We start from the raw sequence: 22,106 nt of genomic DNA, 5'->3' as shown, positions 1-22,106 counted from the left end.
TGTGAGCGTTAAGCGAATCGATTCGTTAGGAAGGAATCTTAACACGTGCAATCGCTTAACGAGGTCGGAGGCCTGTACGTGACTAGAGGGCGAAGGTTCTGGTGGCCACGCGGGAGAGGAGCGCCGGCGAGTGAGAGACCAGGGCGAGGCCCCAGCCGTCGCGCTCCTGGAGCCCCATGAGGACCTGCCAGAGCTCGGCCTGGGTAACGGCATCAAGCATGGCCGTCGATTCGTCGGCCACCAGGTAGCGCGGCTGGCAGGCAAGGGCGCGCACCATGGCCAGGCGCATGAGCTCGCCACCAGAGAGCTCGTGCGGACGGCGGCCCATCCACTCCCGCCTGGCACCAAACGCATCGAGAAGTCCGTCTAGCTGCGGCTCGTTTGCCTGCGATACCTCGGTGAGGGCACGGCCGACCGGGAGCCTGGGGTCAAACGCCTGCTCGGGGTGCTGCCAGAGCAGCTGGACCGGACTCGCCTTCCGTCGAAGGCGTCCGACGAGAGGCAGTGGGGCGCCATCAACGACGACTGAGCCCGCCGAAGGGGCCAGGTGCCCGGAAAGCAGCCGGCAGAGCGTGGTCTTGCCCCTTCCCGAGACCCCCGTCACGGCCACGCGCTCGCCCGGCGTCACCTCAAGGTTCACGTCACGCAGCACTTCTCGACCACCGGGATACGAGAAGCAAAGGCCTTGTGCCACGAGACTCATGCGTCCACCTCCGGATTGCCAGCATTGGCAGCCACGCCGCCGGTGCTCGCAAAGTCATGCCCTGGCAGCGCGTGCCAGAGCGCTCGCGAGAAGGGATGCCTCAGCAGCTCGGGAGACGAGAAGCTCTGCACGCTCGTCTCCTCCACGATGGTTCCGTCCTTGAAGACGGCAACGCGGTCGGCAACCAGCAACGCCAGCTCGATGTCGTGGGTCACGAGCAGGACCCCGCCGCCGCCGTCAGCAAAGGAGCGCAGGTCATCGAGGGCATGAACGGCCAGATCAAGGTCGAGGCCCGGCGTGGGCTCGTCGGCGATGATGAGGCGCGGATCGTCCATGAGGGCACACATGAGCAGCGCGCGTCGGGCCATGCCGCCGGAGAGCTCGTGCGGGTACATGCGCTCCACTTCAGGCGCAAGGCCATAGGAGCAAAAGAGCTCGCGCTGCCGGGCGACGCGGCGCTCGGCGTCGGCCGCGCGCTCTGCTCGGGTGGCGCCCCGGGCAACGCCGCGAACCTGCTCGCCCACGCGCATGAGCGGGTCGAGGCTTCCCACGCCCTGGGGCACGAGCGAGACGCCGTGGCCCGCAAGGGCGCGCAGGCCAGCCGCGTCCATGAGCTCTCCGTCAAACCAGACGCAACCTCTGACCTCGGCGTTGTTCTCCCAGCGACCCATGAGCGCATCGGTCAGGACGGTCTTTCCAGAGCCGCTGGCTCCCACGACGGCAAGGATCTCTCCCGCATGCACGCTCAGCGTGAGGTCGTGCAGCACCTCGCTGCGGACGCGGCCCGCGCGCCAGAACGGAGCCTGGGGGTCGTACATGTCAAACCCAACGCTCAGGTGCTCCACGCTCAGGAGGTGGTGGCCACCCACGTGATGCGAGCCACCAGCATGGCTGTGATGATGGTGCAGCTCGCCGTCGGCGTGTGGCAGCGCGACCGCCGCCCCAGACGTCTGAGCCTTCACCTGCTCGTCCTTCTCCATGGCACCTCCCTAGGCCTGCGCCGCGCGGGCGGAAGCCAGGTCGCGCAGAAGCGACCCTAGCCTGTCGAAGGCCAGCACGACCGCGACGAGCGCCGCACCCGGAAGCACCGCCAGCCACCAGCTACCCGTCGATAGGTACTGCATGGCCTCGGAGAGGATGACTCCGATGGCAGGCTCGTCTGCCGAGAGGCCGAAGCCCAAGAACGTGATGGAGGCCTCGTGCAGGATGGCGTGCGGAAAGGCCAGCACCATGCCCACGAGCAACTGCGGCAGAAGCGCAGGCAACAGGTGGGTGAGTGCCAGGCGGGCTCGGCCGACGCCCATGGCGCGTGCCAGGGCCATGAACGGCTGGTCGCGAACCTGCACGGCCTCGGCGCGCAGCACGCGGGCGAGGCTGCCCCAGTGCGTGAGCGCGACTGCCAGCGTCACGCCCCAGAAGCCACGCCCGAGCGCGTAGCTCACCAGGATGAGCAAGATCATGTGGGGAACGCCCATGACGAGGTCGACGAGCCAGGCAACGGTAGCGTCCGCCGCCCGTCCACCCAGCGCGGCGAGAAGCGCCAGCGCCAGCGCCACCACGCCAGAGATTGCCGAGGCCAGAAGGCCCACAAAGACCGAGGTAGAAAGGCCTGCCAGCGTGCGGGCGAGCATGTCTCGGCCCATCCAGTCGGTGCCGAAGGGGTGCTCAAGGCAGGGAGCCAGCCACTTTGAGGAGAAGTCCGTGGTGCCGGCGGTGTCCCAAAGCAGACGTCCAGCCACAACGGCGGCCAGCAACAATGCGCAGGCGCAGACCACGCCCACGAGCATGCGCCTGCGGTTTCCGGCGCCCCTGACCTCGGAGGCGTGCAGCAGCGGAGCCGCGGGGTTGGCAGCCGCCCCCGTCAGAACGTCACCTTGCGCCATTGGCCTCTCGCCTCCTATCGCGGACTCTGGGGTCAATGAGGGCACAGATGGCGTCTCCTGCGGCGTTGCCCGCAAAGACCACCAGGGCAGACGCCAGCGCTATGGCCACGAGCAGCGGCGCGTCTCCGCCAAGGCCCGCCGTCACCGCGGCCTGTCCCAGGCCTGGGTACGAGAAGACCTGCTCCACCAGCACCGAGCCGCCAAATATCTCTCCCACGGACGCGCACTCCAGCGTCACCGCGGGCAGCACGAGGTTCCTCATGCCGTGGCGCAGAAGCACCTGACGCGGCGTCTCTCCCCGCCCCAGGGCAAAGCGCACGTAGTCACTCTCCAGGACCTCGACGGTCTTCTGCCTGGTGTGGAGCGCAATTGAGGGCGCATTGGCAACGCCCAGTACCAGCGCGGGAAGCACCATGTGGTGGAGCTTGTCGGCCCAGGAGACCTGCGCTGCGTCGACGCCGATGGGAACGGAGAAGCCCAGCGGGAACCACCCAAGCGCCACAGAGAAGACCATGACGGCCAAAAGGCCCAGCCAGAAGGACGGCGTCGACGAGAGTGCGAGGCAGATGCCGCTCACGACGCGATCCACCAGGCTCCCGCGGCAGCTCCCCGCGAGGACGCCCAGGCCCAGGCCCACAACGCCGGCAAGAAGCCAGGCGCAGGCCATGAGGGCGGCGGAGTTGGCAAAGCGCTCCCCCACCACCTCGGTCACGGGCCGCCCGAAGCGCAGGCTCTGGCCCAAGTCTCCGCGCAGGGCGCCGGAGAGCCAGTGGGCGTAGCGCTCCGGAAGGGGCGTGTCCGCGCCCCAGTACTCGGCGAGCTGGGCGCGCTGACCCTCGCTCATCTGGGCGTAGGCCGCCTGGCCGAGGTTTGCTTTCACCGGGTCGACGGGCGAAGCCGCCACCAGGGCAAACGTCACCACGCTCGTGGCCGCAAGCAGCAGCAGAAGCCTGAGCAGCGCGGACACGGGACGGGGCAGCCAAAACGCCCCGGTCGCCCGGGGCGCCCCGAAGCGACTCGCGGCCGCGCTTTTCTCGCCAGGCTCGTCCACGCTACTCCCAGCTCCAGAGGTCCACGTTGTTGAGGACGGACCAGCCGTGACCGTGGGGCTGCAGCTTCTGACGAGCGACCTTCAGGCCCTCACGCTTGAAGTAGAGGTGGCTCACGTTGGCAATCCAGGCCCACGTGGCGTCACCCTGCGGAGCGATGCCCGTGGTGCCGTCCCACTCGGCACGCTGCCACAGCGGGAAGGACTCTTCGACGGTCTTGGTGGCAAGCGCCTCGTCCAGGTAGGCGTCGGTCGCGGGGTTCTCGTAGCACGAGAAGTTCATGGTTCCCGCGGAGTAGTTGAGCTCGTAGACGTCAGACGGGGAGTTGGAGCCCCAGCCCCACATGATGGGGTCGCTGAACTCGTGGGGATAGAGGTCGTCCCAGCTGCCACCATGCGGCGTGACGGAGATGCCCGCCTTGCCCAGCTGGTCCGCCAGGGCGTTCGCCATGGCCTGGCGGACGGAGTCACCCGTGGGGTAGTAGAGGTCGAAGGCGCAAGAAAGGCCGTCTCGGGCATAGATGCCGTCGGCGCCCTTTGTCCAGCCGGCCTCCTCGAGGAGCGCCTGCGCGGCGCTGACATCCTGCTCGCAGCGCATGTCCTCGCTTGCCCAGGGCATGCCGTCACCGATGCTGTAGGCAACGCTGCCGTGGCCGCCGAGCACGTCGTTCACAATGGCCTGGCGATCGATGACCAGGTTGACGGCGCGACGGACCTCAAGGTTGCACGTGACGTCGTTGCCGGCGGGATAGGTGTTGGGACCGTCCTCGCGCGTGGAGCCCGAGGGGATGACGGGCATCTGGAAGCCACGGGAGTCCACGGTGTCATAGGACTCGAGCGTGTAGCCGCTCACCTGCTGGTCGGCCAGGGTCGCGGAGGTGTAGGCCATGTCCACCTGGCCGGAGCGCACGGCAGCCAGCGCCGCGTCCTCCTCCATGAAGACCACAACCACGCGCTCCATCTGCGGGGCCTCGCCGTAGTAGGACGGGTTGGCCTCGAGGATGACCTGCTGGCCGTGATCCCACTGCGCAAGCACGTAGCGGCCGGAGCCGATGGGGGCGCTGCCGTAGTCCGCCCCGTAGGCGTGCTCGGGGACGATGCCCACCACGGCCAGGGTGTAGAGAAGCGCGTTGTAGGGCTTGGAGAGGCGCAGGACCAGCGTGGCGTCATCGGGAGCCGTGGCCTCCTCGACCATGGAGAGGTCGGCCTGGGCGTTCTTGGACTCGCGGATGGTGTTGATCGTGAAGGCGGCGTCGCCGGCCAGCACGGGCTTGCCGTCGCTGAACTTGGCGTCGTCGCGCAGGGCGAAGGTCCAGGTGAGGCCGTCCTCGGAGCACTCATAGCCCGTGGCAAGGTCGCACTCGAAGGACATGTCCTCCTTGGTGGTGATCAGCGTTGACTGGATGAGCGGCTCGTGCACGTGCTCACCGCAGCCCCAGGCCACGCACGGGTCAAAGCCGGCGTCGGGCTCGTTGGTGGGGCTCATTGCAATGGTGACGGTGCGGGTGTCGCCGGCTTGAGCGGCAGAGCCGGACGCGTCGCTCTGGGAGCCGCCGGTGCCGCAGCCTGCAAGCGCAGCGCCGCACGCAACGACAGCCGTGCCGCCAAAGAACGCCCTTCTGGTCATACCGCCAAGCGACGCAACGTGCTTCTCGCCCATGAAACCCCTCCATATGTCATTAGTGTCAGTGGGGCAGATTATAGGGGAGCCCGCTATGGCGTTGTTAAGAAACCGAACATATTGGACGATATGTTCGGAATCTGAGGCTACCATGGATGCGTCTTAACCCAGGAGAAGGGACGCCATCCATGCAGTTTGACCTCGACAAGAACGTCCGCTACGGACTTGCCTACTCCGGTGGCGTGGACTCGTGCTACCTGTTGGCAGAGCTCCTGCGTCAGGGCTACGACGTGAAGGCCTACACCATCCTTGACGACCTCCAGATCACGCGCGACACGGACGACTCCGTGACCATCGCCAAGATGCTGGGCGCCGAGCAGGAGATAATTCCCATCAACATCTGGAGCGGCCACGACGACCTGCGCGCCAACCCGTGGGACCGCTGCTACCACTGCAAGTCCATGGTGTTTGGCACCATCCTCGAGCACATGCGCGCCGACGGCCGCACCGTGCTGCTGGACGGCACCAACGCGAGCGACCGCGAGGACCGCAGGCCGGGCTTCCGCGCCATCCACGAGCTTGGCATTGTCTCTCCGCTGCGCGCGGCGGGCATGACCAAGGACATGGTGCGCGAGGAGTCCGCCAAGCTGGGGCTACCCACGGCCAACAAGCCGAGCTACGCCTGCTACGGCGCCTACTTTGGCAAGAACGAGGCCATCACGCCCGAGTCCCTTGCCGCCACGGTGGACCGCTTCATGGCTTCCCACCCCGACGCTGCCGACCGCGTGCGCACCGACGGCAACATCGAACCCAGCGTCGCCGAGGCGGCCGCCCTTGCCCGCGAGAACGCCGCGGCCAAGGCGGCTCGCGAGCGCGAGGCGGCAGAGGCCGGCACTGACGCAGCGACCATGCCCACCGAGGCGTAGGCCATGGACAAGAGCGAGCTCAAGGCACTTCTCGACAAGGTCGCGAACGGCAGGACCGGCGTCGCGGAGGCGCTGGCACAGATTCAATCCGCGCCGGTGGCAGACATCGGCTATGCCCAGCTGGACCTGGCGCGGGGCGTACGTCAGGGCGCGGGTGAGGTGGTCTTTGGCCAGGGCAAGACGGCCGCGCAGGTGGCGGGCATCGTCGACGCCCTGGTGGCCGCAGGGCAGCGGCACGTGCTGGTCACGCGCCTTGACCCGCAGAAGGCCGCCGAGGCCCGTGCGCTCATGACCTGCGACGCCGGCTGGGACTACCGCGAGGACGCCCGCCTTGCCATTGCGGGTGGCATGCCCGAGCCCTCGGGCAACGGCCGCATTGTGGTGGCCTGCGCCGGGACGAGCGACCTGCCCGTGGCCGAGGAGGCCGCCCTCACGGCGGAGTTCCTGGGCAACCGCGTCGAGCGCGTCTGGGACGTGGGCGTGGCGGGCCTCCACCGCCTGCTGGCCCATGCCGAGGACCTGGCGCGGGCGCAGGTCGTCATTGCCGTCGCAGGCATGGAGGGGGCGCTTGCCAGCGTCATCGGCGGCCTGGTGAGCTGCCCCGTCATCGCCGTTCCCACGAGCGTGGGGTACGGGGCCAGCCTCGGCGGCGTGGCCGCGCTGCTGAGCATGCTCAACTCCTGCGCAAGCGGCGTGAGCGTCGTGAACATAGACAACGGGTTTGGGGCCGGCTACCAGGCAAGCCTCATCAACCATCTGAGCGACAGGGACTAGGGAGACCATATGAGCAACGAGCAGGGCCGGCAGAGGGCCCTCATCTTTGACGGAACGTCGGGCATCAGCGGAGACATGACCGTGGCGGCCCTCCTTGACCTGGGTGCCAGCGAGGAGCGCCTCATGGCGGCCCTCGCGACCCTGCCCGTCCACGGGTTTGAGGCCCGCGTGAGCCGGGTGGCCAAGAGCGGCCTCTCTGCCTGCGACTTTGACGTCGTCCTGGACGACGAGCACCAGAACCACGACCACGACATGGCCTGGCTCTTTGGCGAGAATGGCGCGGACGGGCACGAGCACCATCACCACCACGACGAGGGGCACGAGCACGAGCATTGCCACGAGCACGAGGCCGAGCACTGCCACGAGCACGCTCACGGCCACGATCACGGGCATGGGCACCACCACGCGCACCGCTCGCTCGCGGACGTGCGCGCCGTCATCGAGGCCTCGGGGCTGACCGCCCGCGCCAAGGAGCTGGCCCTGGCCGTCTTTGGCAAGCTTGCCGAGGCGGAGGCCAAGGCGCACGGCGCCACGCCGGACACCGTCATGCTCCACGAGGTGGGTGCCGTGGACTCCATCGTGGACATCTGCGCCGTCGCTGCCTGCCTTGACGACCTGGGCGTGGACCAGGTCGTCGTGCCCTGCCTCAGCGAGGGCCACGGAACCATCCGCTGCGCCCATGGCATGATGCCCATCCCCGTCCCCGCTGTGGCCAACCTGTGCTCCGCCGCGGGGATCGAGCTCGTGCCCGCCCCCGTCCACGGCGAGCTGGTGACGCCGACGGGCGCCGCAATCGTGGCGGCCCTGCGCACCTCCGCCGAGCTTCCGGACTCCTATCGCATCCTGGCCTGCGGCTACGGGGCCGGCAAGCGCGCCTACGAGAACACCGCCGGCGTGCTGCGCGTGACGCTGGCCGAGGTCGCGGGCGCCCGCGACGAGGAGGCGGCCGATGACGACCCCGGTGCCGAGCACCCCGTCACCAAGCTTGAGTGCGACCTCGACGACTGCACGGGCGAGGCCCTCGGGCGCACCATCGAGCTCCTCATGGCGGCCGGCGCCCGCGACGCACACGCCGTCCCCGTGGTCATGAAGAAGGGGCGTCCCGGCTACCAGCTCGAGGTCATCTGCGACGAGTCAAACCAGCAGCAGCTCATGGACCTTATCTTTGAGAACACCACCACCATTGGCATTCGGTCCATGACCATGCTGCGCCACCCGCTGCGTCGCCAGCCCGACGAAGTGCAGACGCGCTTTGGCTCCATCGCCACTAAGCGCGTGGTCCTGCCCAATGGGAGCGTGCGCTCCTACCCGGAGTACGGCTCCGTGGTTGCGGCATGCGAGCGCACGGGAGCCTCGTTCCAGGAGGTCTTCCGCGCCGTCGAGGCAGCCGCGGTGGAGGCCGACGCCTGATGGACGCCCGCAAGCGCCGCAGCCGCCTTGCCGTAGAACAGGCCTTCTCCGAGCTGCTTCTTGAGCGGGACTACGCCAAGATCACCGTGGCGGACATCCTCGCCCGGTCCGGAGTGGGTCGCGCCACCTTCTATGCCCAGTTCAAGGGCAAGGACGACCTTCTCGCCGAGCTGGTGAGCGGACTTTGCACCTGCGCCCTCAGGGTGGACGACGGCTCCGACCTTGGCCCGGAGCAGCAGCTCGAGCAGGTCCTCCAGAACCTCTGGGACCGTCGCGAGGGAGTAAAGGCCCTGGTCAAGGGCGCCGGGTCAAGGCGGTTTGCCGACTGCCTGCGCCACGCCATAGTCTCTCGCGCCGCGCGGACGGTGCCCGAGGAACCCACGGGGCAGGCGGGCCAGATGAACCGAAGCTTCCTTCTGCACCACATCGCAGCCACCTTCGTGGGCATGGTCCAGTGGTGGGCCTGGAGCGACTTTGCCTCCATGCCCCAGGAGCTGGCGGAGGACTTTCTGCGCGCCACCAAGCCGCTGTTTGAGTAGGTGCGCGGAGAAACGCAAGAAGGGCCGGGCGGCGAGCCTCAAAAGACTCGCCGCCCGGCCCTTGCCAGCTCTCTGAACAGCGGATGGTTGGGCTGTGGCCTAGAACAGGCCCAGGAAGCCGTGAACGAAGAGCGCGGCCAGGACGGCGCCCACAAACGGGGCCAGACCAGGAACCAGCAGGCCGTACTTCCAGTTGTTGTCGGCCTTGTCCTTGATGGGAAGCACCTGGTAGGCAAAGCGCGGGCCGAGGTCACGGGCCTGGTTCATGGCAAAGCCGGTGATGCCGCCCATGCCCATGCCGACGGCCCAGACGATGAGGCCCACGCAGATGGCCAGCATGAGGACGTTCTCACCCGCGCGGCTGGCCGCGGCCAGAATCGCGCTGATGAAGACGAAGGTGCAGATGGCCTCGCAGAAGAAGTCGCGCGGGAGGTTCTGCAAGCCCTCGGTGGGGTTGGTCGAGAAGATGTTGCGCTGAGCGATGGGGTCGACCACGCCCTCGGACGCGCGGAACTCGTCGGCGTACATGAACCACGCAACGACAGCTCCCGCAAAGCCGCCGAGCATGTCAGCGACCATGTACGGGATGCAGGAGGACCAGGGCACCAGGCCCACGATGCACTGGGCCAGGACCATGGCCGGGTTCATGCAGACGGCACCGCCAAAGATGAACAGGGCCACCGAGATGCCAAAGGACCAGGTGGTGATTGCGAACATGTGGCCGGAGCCCTGGTACTTGGCACCCTTGAGGACGGTGTCGCAGTGAACGCCCACGCCGAAGATGATCATGAGCGCCGTGCTGCCAAACTCGCACAGCATGTGGTAGAGAAGGTCAAAGCTAGCCACGCGTAAAACTCCTTAGGTAGTTGCAACGATTATTTAACGGCAAGGCGCGCCGGCACAGGTGCGCGGCCGCACACCACATGCCGACGCGCCAGAGAGCCCTAGTGCTGGGCCACGACGACGCCCAGGCCGTCGGGGATGACGGCCACCTTGGCGTCGGCACCCTTCATCTTGAAGGCCAGCTCGAGGGCCTCGTCAATGGTGTTGACCGGCGTCATGTGCATGTCACGCAGCATCTGGTGATCGCAGAGGTCCGTGACCATGATCACCGGGTGGTGGGCCAGGATGCGAGCGAGGATCTGGCTCGTCCACTGGTCGGGCAGGGTCTCGTCCTTCGGGCGCTCGATGCAGGCGCGCTCGAACTCGGCCGGGTCGTTCTCGGCGATGTTCTTGTAGAAGCCCTCGCCGCCATGGCCGTCAGCGCAGCCGGCGACGTCGATGATCACGCCACCCTCGGGCAGCGTGGCCTCGGCCGCGCACATGCCCTTGACGGCCTGGTAGATGTTCTGGTCGAGCGGGTAGCCACCGTTGGTGGTGATGGCCACGTCGCACTCCACGGGCTCGACGCCGGCGAGCTTGCGCACGAAGTCGCAGCCGGCCTCGTGGGCCTTGTGGATGTCACCGGCAAAGGAGCCAATGACCTCGTGCTTGCCGTTCAGGACCACGTTGAGCACGAAGGCGAGATGCGCCATCTCGGCGGCGGCGAACATGTCCTCGTTGACGTGGTTGTGGCAGAGGTTGCCGGCACGGGAGTGGGAGTCGTTCACGAACTGGCCGTTGTGGTTGTACATGATCGTCTTGTAGCTGGCGATGCCAGGCAGGACGGACTTGCGGCTGCCAGAGAAGCCGGCAAAGAAGTGCGGCTCGATGAAGCCCTCGGCAAGCAGCAGGTCCGCATCGGCGGCCACCTTGTTGATGATGCACTCGCCGCCGGAGGGCAGGGTCCCGACCTTCTCCATCATGGAGTCGTCGGTGGCCACGTGCATGACGATCTCTTCCTCGGCCACGATCTTCTCGCCGTACTTGTTGACGAGCTCCTCGTGGGTGGAGGGACGGTGCATGCCGGTTGCCACGAGGATGCGCACGCGAGCCTCGGGCGCGGCGGCGTGGATGCGGCGGAGCAGGATGGGCATGGTCACACGGGAGGGAACGGGGCGCGTGTGGTCGGAGCTGATGATGACGATGTCGCGCTTGCCGCGGCAGAGCTCCTCGAGCTTGGGAGAGCCATAGGGGTTGTCCAGGGACTTCTCGACGAGCTCCTCCTGGCTCGCCTCGGGCTTGAACTCGTTCTGGTGGCCTTCCATCAGGCCGGCGAAGTTCTTGTCCTCCAGCTTGAGATGCATGGTTTTGTGGTCAAACGGCAGGTCTGCCTCAAACATCTTCCGTCTCACTTTCGGTCTTAACCGCTCCGGTCACGGTTGTACGGGAAACCATACGCCGCTCATTTGCTACCGTTTGCCGACGTTTTTCTACCGGTCGGCGGCACCCGTCGGGGTGTTCATAAAGCTTGGAACCTGTTTGCGGCTTGGTGTGGGAACGTCGGCAAATGGGAGGAGGCCGGAGACCGGGAGCGCCTTCTTCCGGGCATGTGATGGTTATGTGAAGGGTACAACAACAGTCGTTGCGAGTCTCACTCGCCGCGCTCCCAAGGCACGCGGCCGCCCACGCGCGGTATTCTAGACACAGGAGAACGAGAGGAGACCCCATGTCCGACTACGTCCTTAGCTGCTGCTCCACGGCAGACGTCACGCGCGAGCTCCTGGAGGAGCGCAGCATTGCCTACGCCTACTTCAGCTACCAGCTGGACGGCCAGATGCTCAAGGACGACTTTGGCCAGACCAACTCCCCCGCCCAGCTCTACTCAAAGATGCTTGCCGGCGCGGACGCCAAGACCTCCCAGGTCAACGTCGGCGAGTACGTCACTCACTTCGAGAAGTTCCTCACGCAGGGCAAGGACGTCCTCCACGTGACCCTCTCGTCCGGCATCTCCGGAACCTACGGCTCCGCCTGCGCCGCACGCGACCAGCTTGCCGAGAAGTACCCGGACCGCAAGATCGTCATCGTTGACTCCCTGTGCGCAAGCGCCGGCTACGGCCTGCTCATGGACAGGCTTGCGGACCTGCGCGACACCGGCATGGGCATCGACGAGCTTGCCGCCTGGGCCGAGGAGCACCGCCTCGAGGTGCAGCACTGGTTCTTCTCCAGCGACCTCACGTTCTTCATCCGCGGTGGGCGCATCTCCAAGGCCGCGGGCCTGGTGGGCGGCCTGCTCAAGATCTGCCCCGTCATGGACGTGGAGCCCGACGGCAGCCTTGCCGTGAAGGAGAAAATTCGCAGTAAGGGCCGAGCCATCGCACGCGACCTGCAGAAGATGGAGGAGCTGGCCCAGGGCGGGCGCAACTACACGGGCAAGGTCTTCATCAGCCAGTCCGAGTGCCTGGTTGACGCCGAGGAGCTGGCCCACCGCGTTGAGACCACGTTCCCGCACATCGATGGCCCCGTTCGTATCTATCCCATTGGCGCCACCATCGGCTGCCACACCGGCCCGGGCACCGTTGCCCTCTTCTTCTGGGGCAAGCCCAGGGAGTAGACAGGGCTGCGCACGCAAATGACAACAGAGGGCCCGGACGACGTCGTCCGGGCCCTCTGTTGTTTCTCCTACAGTTCCATCTCAAAGAACTCGCGATAGAGGGCCAGCTCGTCGGGGGTGTCCTCGCTGGAGGCAAAACTCACGGAGCCCGCGTGGGCCTCGTCGGCCAGAAGGCCGCACTCCCCCAGGCGATGGCGCAGCTGGCGGGCCGTTCCGGCACCGCCGTCATAGAAGTGCACGTCACCACCCAGGACCTCGGCAATCTGCGTGCGCACGAAGGGGTAGTGCGTGCAGCCAAGGACCACGGAGCCGACGGTGCCCGCGAAGGAGCCCACGTAGCCGCGGATCATCTCGCGCAGGTCCGCCGCGGCAAGGTCGCCCCGCTCGATGCGTCCGGCAAGGCCTGGGCACGGGACCGAGATGATCTCGCAGTCGCGCCCGTAGGTGGCGGCAAGCTCCTGGTACTTGTCAAGGCGCAGGGTGATGTCTGTCGCCATGACGAGGATGCGGCCGTGGCCGGGAGCCTCCGTCGCGGGCTTGAGCGCCGGCTCGATGCCAATGATGGGCAGGTCAGGGTATATGCGGCGCAGCGTGGGGGCGGCAGCCGAGGTAGCCGTGTTGCACGCTATGACAATGGCCTTGGCGCCGTCCGCCACAAACCGCTCCACGATGTCCTGGGAGAGCTCGAGCACGCGTGCCTCGGTCTTCTCGCCGTACGGGGCGTTAGCGGAGTCCCCAAAGTAGTGGAAGTCCTCGTGCGGGAGCTCCGCAACCAGGGACCGCAGCACGCTGATGCCGCCGACCCCCGAGTCAAACACGCCGACAAACCCACTCACGCTCGCTCATCTCCCAAAAATGAGAAAAAGGGACAGTCCCCTTTTCTCATTGCGTCATTGATGTGACTGCCTGGCGCGCAGCGTGTCTATGCCGTGGCGGACGGTCATGACCGGGTGGCTAAGCAGCATCCTGGGACCAGCATAGCGCATGACGTCCTTGATGGCCTGCCGCTGGGCGGGCGCGTAGCAGTGCACGCGGCACTGCGAGCAGAAGGTCTTGGTTGCCATGAAGGGGCAGCGGCCGATGCGCGCGGAGGCGTACTCCGTCAGCGCGGCGCACTCCGGGCAGAGCCGACCGCGAGGGGTCCCGTGGTTTCCGCGGCAGTAGACGCCGATCATCTGCGTGACCACCAGGCGCTCTCGCTCGCGCTTTGCCTCGACGGCCTCGGGGGTAAGGGGCTTGGACATCAAAGAACCAATCAGGTAGGGTGAAGTAACAAGTCAGTCTAGTCTAACTTAGTTTCACATCGTTGCCTTATCTACCAGGCAAAATCACAAAATGCAGGTTTGAGAAGGCGGGAGGGGGTGCGGACAATTTCTTAGACACTACGGAGAGAGTACCCCAGGTCCCTGCGGTACTGCTCCGGGCTCCTCCACCCCAGGCTCCGCTTGATCCTGCCCGAGTTGTAGTAGGCGAGGTAGCCCGCCAGGCGCCGCCGGAACTCCTCGAAGCCCACCCCGGACCAGTCCCTGCCGTGGTAGAACTCCTGCTTGAGCCGGCCGAAGAAGCCCTCGGCCGCGGCGTTGTCGGGGCTGCGGCCCTTCCTCGACATGCTGCGCACCAGGCCGTGGCGCTCGCATATCGCCGCCCAGCCCGGCCACCTGTAGTGGCAGCCGCGGTCGGTGTGGACCACGGGCCGCTCGCCGGCCGCGAGCGTCGAGGCCGCCGCCTCCAGCATCGAGTCGGCCATGCGGGCGTCGGGGGACTCCGACAGGGTCCACGCCACGACCGCCCCGTCGAAGCAGTCGACCACCGGCGACAGCCAGCAGCGCCCCGACCCTATCGTGAACATGGTGACGTCGGTGACCCACAGCTCGTTGGGGCGCGAGGCGGAGAAGTCGTGGGTGCCGTCGGGGCGCAGCGGCAGGTTGGGAGGGGCCTCGGAGACCTCGCCGGCATAGCTGCTCCAGCGCCTGCGGCGCCTCAGGTAGCGCACCTCGAGCCCCTCCTCGCGCATGACGCGCCTCACGACCTTCTCGGAGACCGCCAGGGGCTCGTCGGGGTCCAGGCGCAGCCTCGCCCATATCGTGCGGTAGCCCCAGGCCCCGCCCCCGGCCTCGAACAGGGCGCGCACCCGCGCCCTCAGGGCGGCCAGGCGGTCGGGGGCGCCCCTGCGGGCGCGGTGGTAGTAGTAGGTGCTGCGCGCCACGCCGGCCGCGCGCAGGGCGTCCTCCAGGCCGAACCCGGGCCTAAGGGCGTCGGCGACCAGCGCCCTCTCCGCCGCCGTCAGCGAGTCCGGGCCCCGCCCCGGGCCGCCTCCTTTTAGGACGTCCAACACCGCCTCGGCCCTGGCGAGCTCCAGCCTCAGGGCCCGGTTCTCGGCCCTGAGGGCCTCCAGGTCCCCGGGGTCGGCCGGCGGCGGCACGCGCGGGGCGCCCCGTCCGTTCGCGAGCGACACCTCGCCCTCCCTCCCCGCGGCGCGGGCCCAGCCGCGCACGGTCTCCGGGTGGCAGCCGATCGACGCGGCGACCTCGGCGGGGTCCTCCCCGGCGAGCGCCCTGCGCGCGGCGTCGGCCCTCTGGGCAAGAGTATAGGGGGCGTGCCAGCCGACGCCCAGGTCGCCGGACGCCCAGCGCCTGATCGACTCGGCGGAGGCGAGCCCCGACTCCCTGGCGAACCTGTGGGCCGGCCGGCCGGACTCGCGCCAGAGCCCCAGGATGGCGTCCCTCTCGTCGCTCGAGTACATTGCGGGCTCCAATCCGGACGCCTGTCGGCGTCCAACTTTTCGTCCGCACCCCCGGATTATTGCAAAATGCAGACTTTTTTGACTCGCCCGTTGTCCGCCAAAAAGCCCCGGCGAGAAGGGCTTCTCGTCGGGGGCGTGGTCTAGCTCACGCGGCCTTGGTCCATGGAGTAGGTCTTGTCGGCTATTGCCATGGTGGAGGGGCGGTGGCTGATGAGGACCACGGCCCGGCGCCCGCGCTGGTCGGAGAGGGACTTCAGGATCTGAGCCTCGTTGAGGGAGTCCAGGTTGCTCGTGGGCTCGTCCAGCAGGAGCAATGGCGCGTCGTGCAGGAAGGCCCTCGCCAGACCCAGGCGCTGGGGCTCGCCGCCAGAGAGAGTGTCGCCCAGCTCGCCGACCATGGTGTCGTAGCCGTTGGGCAGGCTGCAGATGAAGTCGTGGACGCTGGCGGCGCGGCACGCGGTCTCAAGCTCGGCGTCCGTGGCGTCCGGACGCGCAATGAGCAGGTTGTCGCGAATGCTGTCGTGGAAGAGGTGGGTGTCCTGCTCCACGAAGGCCTCGGCGTCGCGCAGGGCGCTCGTGGCAACCTCGCGCACGTCAGTGCCCGAGAGGGCAACGCGCCCCTGGTCAACGTCCCAGAAGCGCATGAGCAGGCGGCAAAGCGTGGACTTGCCGGAGCCGCTCTTGCCCTGGACGCCCACAATCTGCCCAGGCTCCACGCTGACGCTCACGTGGTCCAAGATCTTCTCGCCAGACGCAGGGGCGCCATCCGCCGATGAGCCGCCAGCATACGAGAAGCTCACGTCCTCGGCGGCAATGCCGTCAAAGCCGAGGCAGGCACCCTCGGAGTCGGGGACCTCGGCCACCAGCGGCTCCTCGTCCAGGATGTCCAGCACGCGGTTGCCGGCGGCAAGCGTGCCCTGCAGCGTGGAGCCCAGGTTGGCCAGCGCCACAAAGGGCCCGAAGGAGCTGAACGTGGCCACCGTGGCAAGCACGGCGCCCTCCGCCGTCACAAGGCCCGCGCCGGCAAGGCTTGCGGCCATCAGCATCTGCGCGCAGGAGAGCACCATGATGGCTCCCGTGGTGGCCGCCTGGCCTGCGGCTCCACGGGCACGCAGCTTGCGCTGGGACGCCACCAGCTCCTCGCTCCTGCCATCAAGCTCCTCCAGGCGAGAAGCGCCCGCGCCATACTGCAGCACCTCGCCCAGGCCGCGCAGGCCATCAAGGACGAAACCAGACAGCCCGGCGGCGAGGTCTCGGCTGCGCCGCCCCTCCCCGCCCGAGGCGCGGGAGACTGCGACCGGCACGGCAATGCCCACCAACGCGTAGGGGGCCAGAGCCATCGCCGCCAGCGCAGGGTGGATGCCGCCCAGGAAGGCACCCATGACCACCGCCATCAGCACGGCTATGCAGATGGGGCTGATGGTGTGGGCGTAGAAGACCTCCAGCAGCTCCACGTCAGCCGTAACCGTGGAGATGAGGGCGCCGCTGTCGGAGCCGGCCAGCTTGGCCGGGGTCAGGCGGCGCAGCGCCCCAAACACCAGGTCGCGCACGTGGGCCAGCAGCTTGAAGGCAATGTAGTGGTTGCAGCGCTGCTCCACGTAGTGCAGCACACCGCGGGCCACGGCCATGACGGCCAGCACCGCCACCGTAACGCCAAACGCCCACGGCAGAGAGCCCGCGCCCACCGCGGCAAGGGCCGCCTCGGCCGCCAGCACGGGTACGCCCGTCGCGCAGCAGAAGCCGGCCACGCCGCAGGCCACGGCCAGGACCATCCATCCGGCAAGGGGCCTTGCCAGCCCCAGCATGCGCCACATGACGCGCGCGTTACTCCTGGCCGGCATCGGCCGTCACCTCCTGGGGCTGGCAAAGGGACTGTCCCTTTGTCACGTTCTCGAGCTCGGACTGGGTGCGCCAGAGGGAGGCGTACTCGGGGCAGCCGCCAAGGAGCTCCTCGTGGGTGCCCTCCCCCACCAGGCGACCCCGCTCCATCACGTAGATGCGCTGGGCGTCCGTCACGTTTGCCAGGCGGTGACTGATGAGCAGCACCGCGCGCGTGGCCGCAAGCGAGCGAACCGCGGCCATGATGGCCTCCTCGCTCTCCACGTCCACGTTGCTCGTGGCCTCGTCAAAGACATAGACCGGGGTCTTATGCAGGACGGCGCGGGCAAGCGCAAGGCGCTGGCGCTGGCCGCCGGAGAGGTTGGCCGCGCCCTCGGTAAGGCGCGTGTCCAGCCCATCCTGGCCCTGCAGGAAGTCGGCCAGGTTAGCCGTCTTGAGCGCCGTCCAGAGCTCCTCCTCGGAGGCGCCCGGCGCGGCCATGAGGAGGTTGTCGCGCACCGTGCCCGCAAAGAGCCGGGCGCCCAGGCCCACGTAGGTCACATACCGGGCGAGCGCCGCGGGGTCAAGGTCGCGCACCTGCGCTTCGCCCAGCAGGGCCTCGCCGTCATATCCGGGCAAGCGACCGCACAGGAGCGCGGCAATGGTGGACTTGCCGCTGCCGGACTCGCCCACAATGGCGGTCATGCCACGGGCCGGCACCTCAAGGCCCACGCCATGCAGGACCTCGCGTTCGGGCACATAGCCAAACGTCACGTCGCGCAGGCAGAATGCGTCGCCCGCCTTCGGCGCGAGGGTGCGGACCGGCGGCTCCGGCAGCTCAAGCAGGTGGAAGATCTTCTCGCTTGCGGCCATGCCGTTCATGGCCACGTGGAAGTAGGAGCCCAGCTGGCGCATGGGCAGGAAGAAGTCCGCGGAGATGAGGACGACGAAGAGGCACCCAAAGAGGTCGATGGCGCCCGCGGCCGTGGCAAAGAGCGCCACCGCGATGCCCGCCACGGCACCTCCCAAGGCCACGATGTCCATCACGATGATGGAGTTGAGCTGCATAGAGAGCACCTTCATGGTGATGGTGCGGAAGCGCTCCGCCTCCTGGTTCATGGCCTCGTGGCGCGCGGCGTCCGCCCGGTAGATCTTGAGGGTGGTGAGGCCCTGGAGGTTCTCGAGGAAGCTGTCGCCCAGCTCGGCGTACTGGTCCCAGTACTTGCCCAGGATGCGCTTTGCCACCTTCTGCACCGCCACGATGGTCGCGGGGATGAGCGGCACGCAGAGCAGCAGCACGGCCGCCGCGGGCAGGCTCACGGGCGCCACCACCGCAAACAGCGTCACCGGCGCCAGCACGGCGTAGAAGAGCTGCGGGAGGTACTGGCCAAAGTAGGTCTCAAGCTGCTCGCAGCCCTCCACGGAGAGCTGCACCACCTCGGCCGTGGGCACCTGGTCCGTGTAGCCGGGACCCATGGCCAGGAGCTTCTCGTAGATGCGGCGGCGCAGCACGCGCTTGACGTCCTGGGAGGCGGCAAAGCTCTCGTGGGCGGCAAGGCGCGCGGCCACCACGCGCAGAACGACGCCCGCGGCCAGCAGGGGCCACGCCACCTGCGGCACCGCCACGTCCGTAACCAGCGAGGACGCCACCCGTGCAATGACCCAGACCAGCGCCACGTTGCCCACCAGGCCCACCCACTGCCAGGCCACCGTGGCCAGCACGTGTCGCAGGGCCTCGGGCACCAGCGCCAGAAGCCGTTTGTCCATCATGTTGGGTATACTCCGATTCTGCATGCGGCGAGAAGTGCTTCTCGCCCAAACGACAGCGTAGGTTAACTTGTCCATCTTACCCGATGGACCCAACAGTCTGGAGAGACGCATGAGCAATGAGGGCAAGAAGGTCAAGGTCCACTACGTGGGCACCCTGGACGACGGCACCAAGTTCGACTCCTCCCGCGACCGCAACGAGCCGCTGGAGTTCACCTGCATGGCCGGCCAGATGATCAAGGGCTTTGACGCCGCCGTCAAGGACATGGAGGTCGGCCAGGTCATCGACGTGCACATCCCCGCCGCCGAGGCCTACGGCGAGAGGCGCGAGGACCTCGTCCAGACCCTGCCCATCGCCCAGCTCCCCGGCGCGGAGAACCTGGTCGCGGGCCAGAAGGTCACCCTGGGCAGCCCCGCCGGCTACCCCATCCCCGCGCTCGTGGCCAAGATCGAGGACGGCAACATCACCTTTGACATGAACCACGAGATGGCCGGCAAGGACCTCAACTTCAACATCGAGCTCCTCGAGGTCGCCGAGTAGGCTCCGCGCAGATTGCACACGAAAAAGAAGCCGCAGGCCATTGGCTTGCGGCTTCTTTTTTCGCTCCGATTGTCTTTGGCTGCCTGCGCGCCTACACCATCTCTTCCGGGCGGAACACCTCGTCGAACTTCTCCGCAGAAAGGAGCCCCAGGTCAAGGCAGGCGTCGCGCAGGCTCGCGCCCTCGGCAAAGGCTTTCTTTGCCACCTTGGCCGCGTTGTCATAGCCAATGTAGGGGTTGAGGCAGGTCACCAGCATGAGGGAGTGGCGCAGGTTGTGGTCCATGCGCTCGCGGTTGGCCTTGATGCCCGAGGCGCACCTCTGGTCAAAGGAGAGAATGGCGTCCGCGAGCAGCCTCACGGACTGCAGGAAGTTGTACGCGATGACGGGCATGAAGACGTTGAGCTCGAAGTTGCCCTGGGACGCGGCAAAGCCGATGGTGGCGTCGTTACCCATGACCTGGGCGGCCACCATGGTGACGGCCTCGCACTGCGTGGGGTTGACCTTGCCCGGCATGATGGAGCTGCCCGGCTCGTTGGCCGGAATCGCAATCTCTCCCAGGCCCAGGCGGGGACCGGAGGCAAGCCAGCGCACGTCGTTGGCAATCTTCATCATGTTGGCGGCAAGGCCCTTGACCGCGCCGTGCGCAAAGACGATGGCGTCCTTGCCCGTGAGCGCGCGGAACTTGTTGGGGTCAGTCACAAACGGCATGCCCGTGGCCGCGGCAAGCTCCTCCGCCACGGCAACGTCAAAGCCCTCCGGCGCGTTGAGGCCGGTGCCCACGGCCGTGCCTCCCAGTGCCAGGCGATACAGCCCCGCAAGCGAGGCCTCCAACTCCTCGGCAGATCCCTCCAGAAGGCCGCGCCAGCCAGAGATCTCCTGCGCAAAGGAGATGGGCACCGCATCCTGCAGATGGGTGCGGCCGCTCTTGACCACGTCGGCGTTCTCCTCCTCCAGGCGACGGAAGGTGGCCTCGAGCTGCGCCACCGCCGGAAGAAGGCGCTCGCGCACCGCCGTCACGGCCGCGATGTGCATGGCCGTGGGGAAGGTGTCGTTGGAGGACTGGCTCATGTTGACGGAGTCGTTGGGGTGAAGGCGGCGCTCGCCGGCAATCTGGTTGCCCCGGTTGGCGATGACCTCGTTGACGTTCATGTTGGACTGCGTGCCGGAGCCCGTCTGCCACACCACCAGCGGAAAGTTGCCGTCGAGCTTGCCGGCAAGGATCTCGTCCGCCACGGCGCCAATGAGGTCGGCGTCCGCACGGCTCATGCGGCCCAGGCGGCAGTTTGCCCGAGCCGCAGCAGCCTTGAGCTGCGCAAACGCTCGCACGATCTCATCGGGCATACGCTCGGTGCCAATGGGGAAGTTCTCGTGGCTGCGCTCGGTCTGAGCGCCCCAGAGGGCGTCTTGCGGCACGAGCATCTCTCCCATGGAGTCGCGCTCCACGCGCCAGCCGGCGGGAACCTCGGTCGTTATGGTGTTCTGAGCCATGTTCTCTCCTACTCGGACGCGCGGCCGCCCTGCTCGAGCCTCTGCAGGCCCGAGAGGATGGCGGAGACCACCTCGGACTGGTCGCGGGCAACGACGCCCAGGTCGGCGCGGACGCCGCGAAAGCGCGGGCTCTTGGAGAGGTCCTTGGCCAGATGCTCGTTCACGCGGGCGTCGGAGAGGGCTCCCAGCTCGGCCTGGATGCTGTCCATGTACTCGCTCGCCTGGGCGCGCTCGTCTCCAAGCACCTCGGCCAGGCGCTCGGAGACAAAGTGGACCTCCTTGGCGTCCCGGCGGGCCTGGAAGACCGCGTCCTGGTCAGAGAGGTCAAGGCCAAAGAGGGCCTCGTCCACCTGCGCGAGCTCTTGGTCAAAGTGGGTCTTGAAGTCGGACGCGGAGAGGCCTGCCTCAAGCACGCGGCCCTTCCACGCAAAGTTGGCGAGGTCGGCCTCCAGCTCGTCCAGGCGGCGCGCGGCGTGCTCCTTGCGCAGCAGCTCGGCCACGCCCTCGCGGGCGAGCGCACGCTCCTTGGCGCACGCCATCGGCAGCAGGCTGCCCGCCGCGAGCTCGCCGGACTCCACCAGGCCATCCACGCACTCGCAAAGGATGTCCAGGCCGCGAAGAGACCCCGTGGCCTCCTGGAGCTCCTTCATGAGGCGCACGGAGCGGCGGTTCTGCTTCTTTGCCTGCCAGGACGCCAAGAACTCCAGCAGGGAGCGCAGGCGACGCAGCCCCACGCGGAAGGCGCGCAGGGCAACGGGGTCGTCCGGGCGCTCGCGCAACTGCGCGAAGAGGCCCTTGAGCTCGGCCGTCATCTGGGCCACCTCGCCCTCCGCCACGGCGGGGGCGTCCCACGCAATGGGGTCGGGCCCGGCGACGAACCACTTCACGTGCCCGCGGCCGGCAGGGCCGTCAGGCAGGTCGATGGCCATCGCAGCGCCCTTGCCAAACGTCAGGCCGCAGCCCGTGAGCTGGGCCGCCGCCATGTCCATGAAGGGCACGTGCCCCACAGCAACAACAACGGGAGCCTGGGCATCGGCCAGCTCGGCCAGAAACGCCGCCAGGTCCTGACGGTACAGGCTTTGATGCACGGCCACGTCCTGGGAACCTGTGGCGTCGCAGACGGCCTGCGCGGTCTCCAGCGCGCGCACCGCCGGGCTGCTCCAGACCTCCAGCTCCGGGTCCTCCCCCAGCAGGGCAAACGTGCGCGGATACGCCGCAGCAAGGGCTCGGACGCCCGCGGACGTGAGCCTGCGGTCTTCGTCCAGGCCGGACGCGGCCACATCCTCGGGGCTTCCATGACGAACGAGCACCAGCGTCTTGACCATGCTTCCCCCTGACCATCGGTTGCCGGCGGGCCTCGCCCGCGCGGGACCTTTTAGCATAGCAAGGCATTGTTACAAGAACGCGCCCT

The 22,106-nt window shown here is 67.7% G+C and carries 20 protein-coding genes; 6 read left to right on the top strand and 14 right to left on the bottom strand.

Annotated features, from left to right (window positions below):
- Nucleotides 1–82 precede the first annotated feature (82 nt).
- From DXV50_RS00275 to DXV50_RS00255, 5 genes are all read right to left on the bottom strand, one after another.
- Nucleotides 83–703 carry an ABC transporter ATP-binding protein gene (locus DXV50_RS00275; RefSeq protein WP_117204249.1) on the bottom strand — a complete coding sequence of 207 codons (621 nt, stop codon included), beginning with the start codon at nt 701–703 and terminating at the stop codon, nt 83–85.
- Nucleotides 700–1,683, bottom strand: a complete 984-nt coding sequence (locus tag DXV50_RS00270) for an ATP-binding cassette domain-containing protein (RefSeq protein WP_117204248.1) — start codon at nt 1,681–1,683, stop codon at nt 700–702. Before DXV50_RS00270 ends, DXV50_RS00275 begins: the two co-directional genes overlap by 4 nt.
- Before the next feature lie 9 nt (nt 1,684–1,692).
- Entirely contained in the window at nt 1,693–2,586 is an 894-nt protein-coding gene (locus DXV50_RS00265; protein WP_117204247.1) for an ABC transporter permease, read from the bottom strand.
- The gene (locus tag DXV50_RS00260; RefSeq protein ID WP_232817403.1) at nt 2,573–3,553 is read right to left on the bottom strand and encodes an ABC transporter permease; all 981 of its coding nucleotides are present in this window, start codon (nt 3,551–3,553) and stop codon (nt 2,573–2,575) included. The genes DXV50_RS00265 and DXV50_RS00260 overlap by 14 nt, the downstream gene beginning before the upstream one ends.
- Nucleotides 3,554–3,638: 85 nt before the next feature.
- A complete protein-coding gene (locus DXV50_RS00255) occupies nt 3,639–5,294 on the bottom strand; it encodes an ABC transporter substrate-binding protein (RefSeq protein WP_117204246.1) in 1,656 nt (551 codons plus the stop codon).
- A 149-nt stretch (nt 5,295–5,443) separates the two neighbouring features.
- On the opposite strand from DXV50_RS00255, the gene DXV50_RS00250 reads away from it, so the two are divergent.
- Genes DXV50_RS00250 through DXV50_RS00235 form a run of 4 tightly spaced genes read left to right on the top strand, consistent with a single transcriptional unit; the run spans nt 5,444 to nt 8,904 of the window.
- On the top strand, nt 5,444–6,181 hold the full coding sequence (locus tag DXV50_RS00250; RefSeq protein WP_117204245.1) for an adenine nucleotide alpha-hydrolase family protein: 738 nt from the start codon (nt 5,444–5,446) through the stop codon (nt 6,179–6,181).
- Nucleotides 6,182–6,184: 3 nt separating this feature from the next.
- Nucleotides 6,185–6,955, top strand: a complete 771-nt coding sequence (larB, locus tag DXV50_RS00245) for a nickel pincer cofactor biosynthesis protein LarB (protein ID WP_117204244.1) — start codon at nt 6,185–6,187, stop codon at nt 6,953–6,955.
- 9 nt (nt 6,956–6,964) lie between these two features.
- A complete protein-coding gene (gene larC / locus DXV50_RS00240) occupies nt 6,965–8,365 on the top strand; it encodes a nickel pincer cofactor biosynthesis protein LarC (RefSeq protein WP_117204243.1) in 1,401 nt (466 codons plus the stop codon).
- On the top strand, nt 8,365–8,904 hold the full coding sequence (locus DXV50_RS00235) for a TetR/AcrR family transcriptional regulator (protein WP_157966933.1): 540 nt from the start codon (nt 8,365–8,367) through the stop codon (nt 8,902–8,904). Before larC ends, DXV50_RS00235 begins: the two co-directional genes overlap by 1 nt.
- Before the next feature lie 99 nt (nt 8,905–9,003).
- Here DXV50_RS00235 and larD read toward each other — a convergent pair whose 3' ends face one another.
- A complete protein-coding gene (gene larD / locus DXV50_RS00230) occupies nt 9,004–9,750 on the bottom strand; it encodes a D/L-lactic acid transporter LarD (RefSeq protein WP_232817402.1) in 747 nt (248 codons plus the stop codon).
- 98 nt (nt 9,751–9,848) lie between these two features.
- Complete coding sequence (gene larA / locus DXV50_RS00225; RefSeq protein WP_117204241.1) at nt 9,849–11,126, bottom strand: nickel-dependent lactate racemase; 1,278 nt, start codon at nt 11,124–11,126, stop codon at nt 9,849–9,851.
- Between the two features lie 326 nt (nt 11,127–11,452).
- On the opposite strand from larA, the gene DXV50_RS00220 reads away from it, so the two are divergent.
- Nucleotides 11,453–12,337: a DegV family protein gene (locus DXV50_RS00220; protein WP_117204240.1), complete on the top strand. Its 885-nt coding sequence runs from the start codon at nt 11,453–11,455 to the stop codon at nt 12,335–12,337.
- 68 nt (nt 12,338–12,405) lie between these two features.
- On the opposite strand, the gene murI is transcribed toward DXV50_RS00220, so the two are convergent.
- The 5 genes from murI to DXV50_RS00195 all read right to left on the bottom strand — a co-directional run bounded on the left by murI (nt 12,406) and on the right by DXV50_RS00195 (nt 18,668).
- Nucleotides 12,406–13,173: a glutamate racemase gene (gene murI, locus DXV50_RS00215; RefSeq protein WP_117204239.1), complete on the bottom strand. Its 768-nt coding sequence runs from the start codon at nt 13,171–13,173 to the stop codon at nt 12,406–12,408.
- 54 nt (nt 13,174–13,227) lie between these two features.
- The gene (locus DXV50_RS00210) at nt 13,228–13,581 is read right to left on the bottom strand and encodes a nitrous oxide-stimulated promoter family protein (protein ID WP_198666359.1); all 354 of its coding nucleotides are present in this window, start codon (nt 13,579–13,581) and stop codon (nt 13,228–13,230) included.
- Between the two features lie 131 nt (nt 13,582–13,712).
- Nucleotides 13,713–15,080 (bottom strand): IS3 family transposase, encoded by a 1,368-nt coding sequence (locus DXV50_RS00205; RefSeq protein ID WP_117204237.1) that lies wholly within the window; start codon nt 15,078–15,080, stop codon nt 13,713–13,715.
- Nucleotides 15,081–15,220: 140 nt separating this feature from the next.
- On the bottom strand, nt 15,221–16,921 hold the full coding sequence (locus DXV50_RS00200) for an amino acid ABC transporter ATP-binding/permease protein (protein WP_232817401.1): 1,701 nt from the start codon (nt 16,919–16,921) through the stop codon (nt 15,221–15,223).
- The gene (locus DXV50_RS00195; RefSeq protein ID WP_117204236.1) at nt 16,905–18,668 is read right to left on the bottom strand and encodes an ABC transporter ATP-binding protein/permease; all 1,764 of its coding nucleotides are present in this window, start codon (nt 18,666–18,668) and stop codon (nt 16,905–16,907) included. The genes DXV50_RS00200 and DXV50_RS00195 overlap by 17 nt, the downstream gene beginning before the upstream one ends.
- 109 nt (nt 18,669–18,777) lie before the next feature.
- Between DXV50_RS00195 and DXV50_RS00190 the strand changes: the two genes are divergently transcribed.
- Nucleotides 18,778–19,206 carry an FKBP-type peptidyl-prolyl cis-trans isomerase gene (locus tag DXV50_RS00190; RefSeq protein WP_117204235.1) on the top strand — a complete coding sequence of 143 codons (429 nt, stop codon included), beginning with the start codon at nt 18,778–18,780 and terminating at the stop codon, nt 19,204–19,206.
- 91 nt (nt 19,207–19,297) lie between these two features.
- On the opposite strand, the gene fumC is transcribed toward DXV50_RS00190, so the two are convergent.
- Together fumC and DXV50_RS00180 are read right to left on the bottom strand one after the other, a co-directional pair.
- Nucleotides 19,298–20,695 carry a class II fumarate hydratase gene (gene fumC / locus DXV50_RS00185; protein WP_117204234.1) on the bottom strand — a complete coding sequence of 466 codons (1,398 nt, stop codon included), beginning with the start codon at nt 20,693–20,695 and terminating at the stop codon, nt 19,298–19,300.
- A gap of 8 nt (nt 20,696–20,703) precedes the next feature.
- Nucleotides 20,704–22,020 carry a CHAD domain-containing protein gene (locus DXV50_RS00180; RefSeq protein ID WP_198666358.1) on the bottom strand — a complete coding sequence of 439 codons (1,317 nt, stop codon included), beginning with the start codon at nt 22,018–22,020 and terminating at the stop codon, nt 20,704–20,706.
- Nucleotides 22,021–22,106: the final 86 nt, after the last annotated feature.

This window comes from Paratractidigestivibacter faecalis, from assembly GCF_003416765.1.
GTDB lineage: Bacteria > Actinomycetota > Coriobacteriia > Coriobacteriales > Atopobiaceae > Paratractidigestivibacter > Paratractidigestivibacter faecalis.
This window is presented reverse-complemented; position numbering and strand designations above follow the sequence as displayed.

What these genes read in the sequence shown, in the direction of transcription:
- DXV50_RS00275 (WP_117204249.1), bottom strand. Translation starts at nt 703, where the DNA reads ATGAGTCTCGTGGCACAAGGCCTTTGCTTCTCGTATCCCGGTGGTCGA.
- DXV50_RS00270 (WP_117204248.1), bottom strand. Translation starts at nt 1,683, where the DNA reads ATGGAGAAGGACGAGCAGGTGAAGGCTCAGACGTCTGGGGCGGCGGTC.
- DXV50_RS00265 (WP_117204247.1), bottom strand. Translation starts at nt 2,586, where the DNA reads ATGGCGCAAGGTGACGTTCTGACGGGGGCGGCTGCCAACCCCGCGGCT.
- DXV50_RS00255 (WP_117204246.1), bottom strand. Translation starts at nt 5,294, where the DNA reads ATGGGCGAGAAGCACGTTGCGTCGCTTGGCGGTATGACCAGAAGGGCG.
- DXV50_RS00250 (WP_117204245.1), top strand. Translation starts at nt 5,444, where the DNA reads ATGCAGTTTGACCTCGACAAGAACGTCCGCTACGGACTTGCCTACTCC.
- larB (WP_117204244.1), top strand. Translation starts at nt 6,185, where the DNA reads ATGGACAAGAGCGAGCTCAAGGCACTTCTCGACAAGGTCGCGAACGGC.
- larC (WP_117204243.1), top strand. Translation starts at nt 6,965, where the DNA reads ATGAGCAACGAGCAGGGCCGGCAGAGGGCCCTCATCTTTGACGGAACG.
- DXV50_RS00235 (WP_157966933.1), top strand. Translation starts at nt 8,365, where the DNA reads ATGGACGCCCGCAAGCGCCGCAGCCGCCTTGCCGTAGAACAGGCCTTC.
- larA (WP_117204241.1), bottom strand. Translation starts at nt 11,126, where the DNA reads ATGTTTGAGGCAGACCTGCCGTTTGACCACAAAACCATGCATCTCAAG.
- DXV50_RS00220 (WP_117204240.1), top strand. Translation starts at nt 11,453, where the DNA reads ATGTCCGACTACGTCCTTAGCTGCTGCTCCACGGCAGACGTCACGCGC.
- DXV50_RS00210 (WP_198666359.1), bottom strand. Translation starts at nt 13,581, where the DNA reads ATGTCCAAGCCCCTTACCCCCGAGGCCGTCGAGGCAAAGCGCGAGCGA.
- DXV50_RS00205 (WP_117204237.1), bottom strand. Translation starts at nt 15,080, where the DNA reads ATGTACTCGAGCGACGAGAGGGACGCCATCCTGGGGCTCTGGCGCGAG.
- DXV50_RS00200 (WP_232817401.1), bottom strand. Translation starts at nt 16,921, where the DNA reads ATGCCGGCCAGGAGTAACGCGCGCGTCATGTGGCGCATGCTGGGGCTG.
- DXV50_RS00195 (WP_117204236.1), bottom strand. Translation starts at nt 18,668, where the DNA reads ATGATGGACAAACGGCTTCTGGCGCTGGTGCCCGAGGCCCTGCGACAC.
- DXV50_RS00190 (WP_117204235.1), top strand. Translation starts at nt 18,778, where the DNA reads ATGAGCAATGAGGGCAAGAAGGTCAAGGTCCACTACGTGGGCACCCTG.
- fumC (WP_117204234.1), bottom strand. Translation starts at nt 20,695, where the DNA reads ATGGCTCAGAACACCATAACGACCGAGGTTCCCGCCGGCTGGCGCGTG.
- DXV50_RS00180 (WP_198666358.1), bottom strand. Translation starts at nt 22,020, where the DNA reads ATGGTCAAGACGCTGGTGCTCGTTCGTCATGGAAGCCCCGAGGATGTG.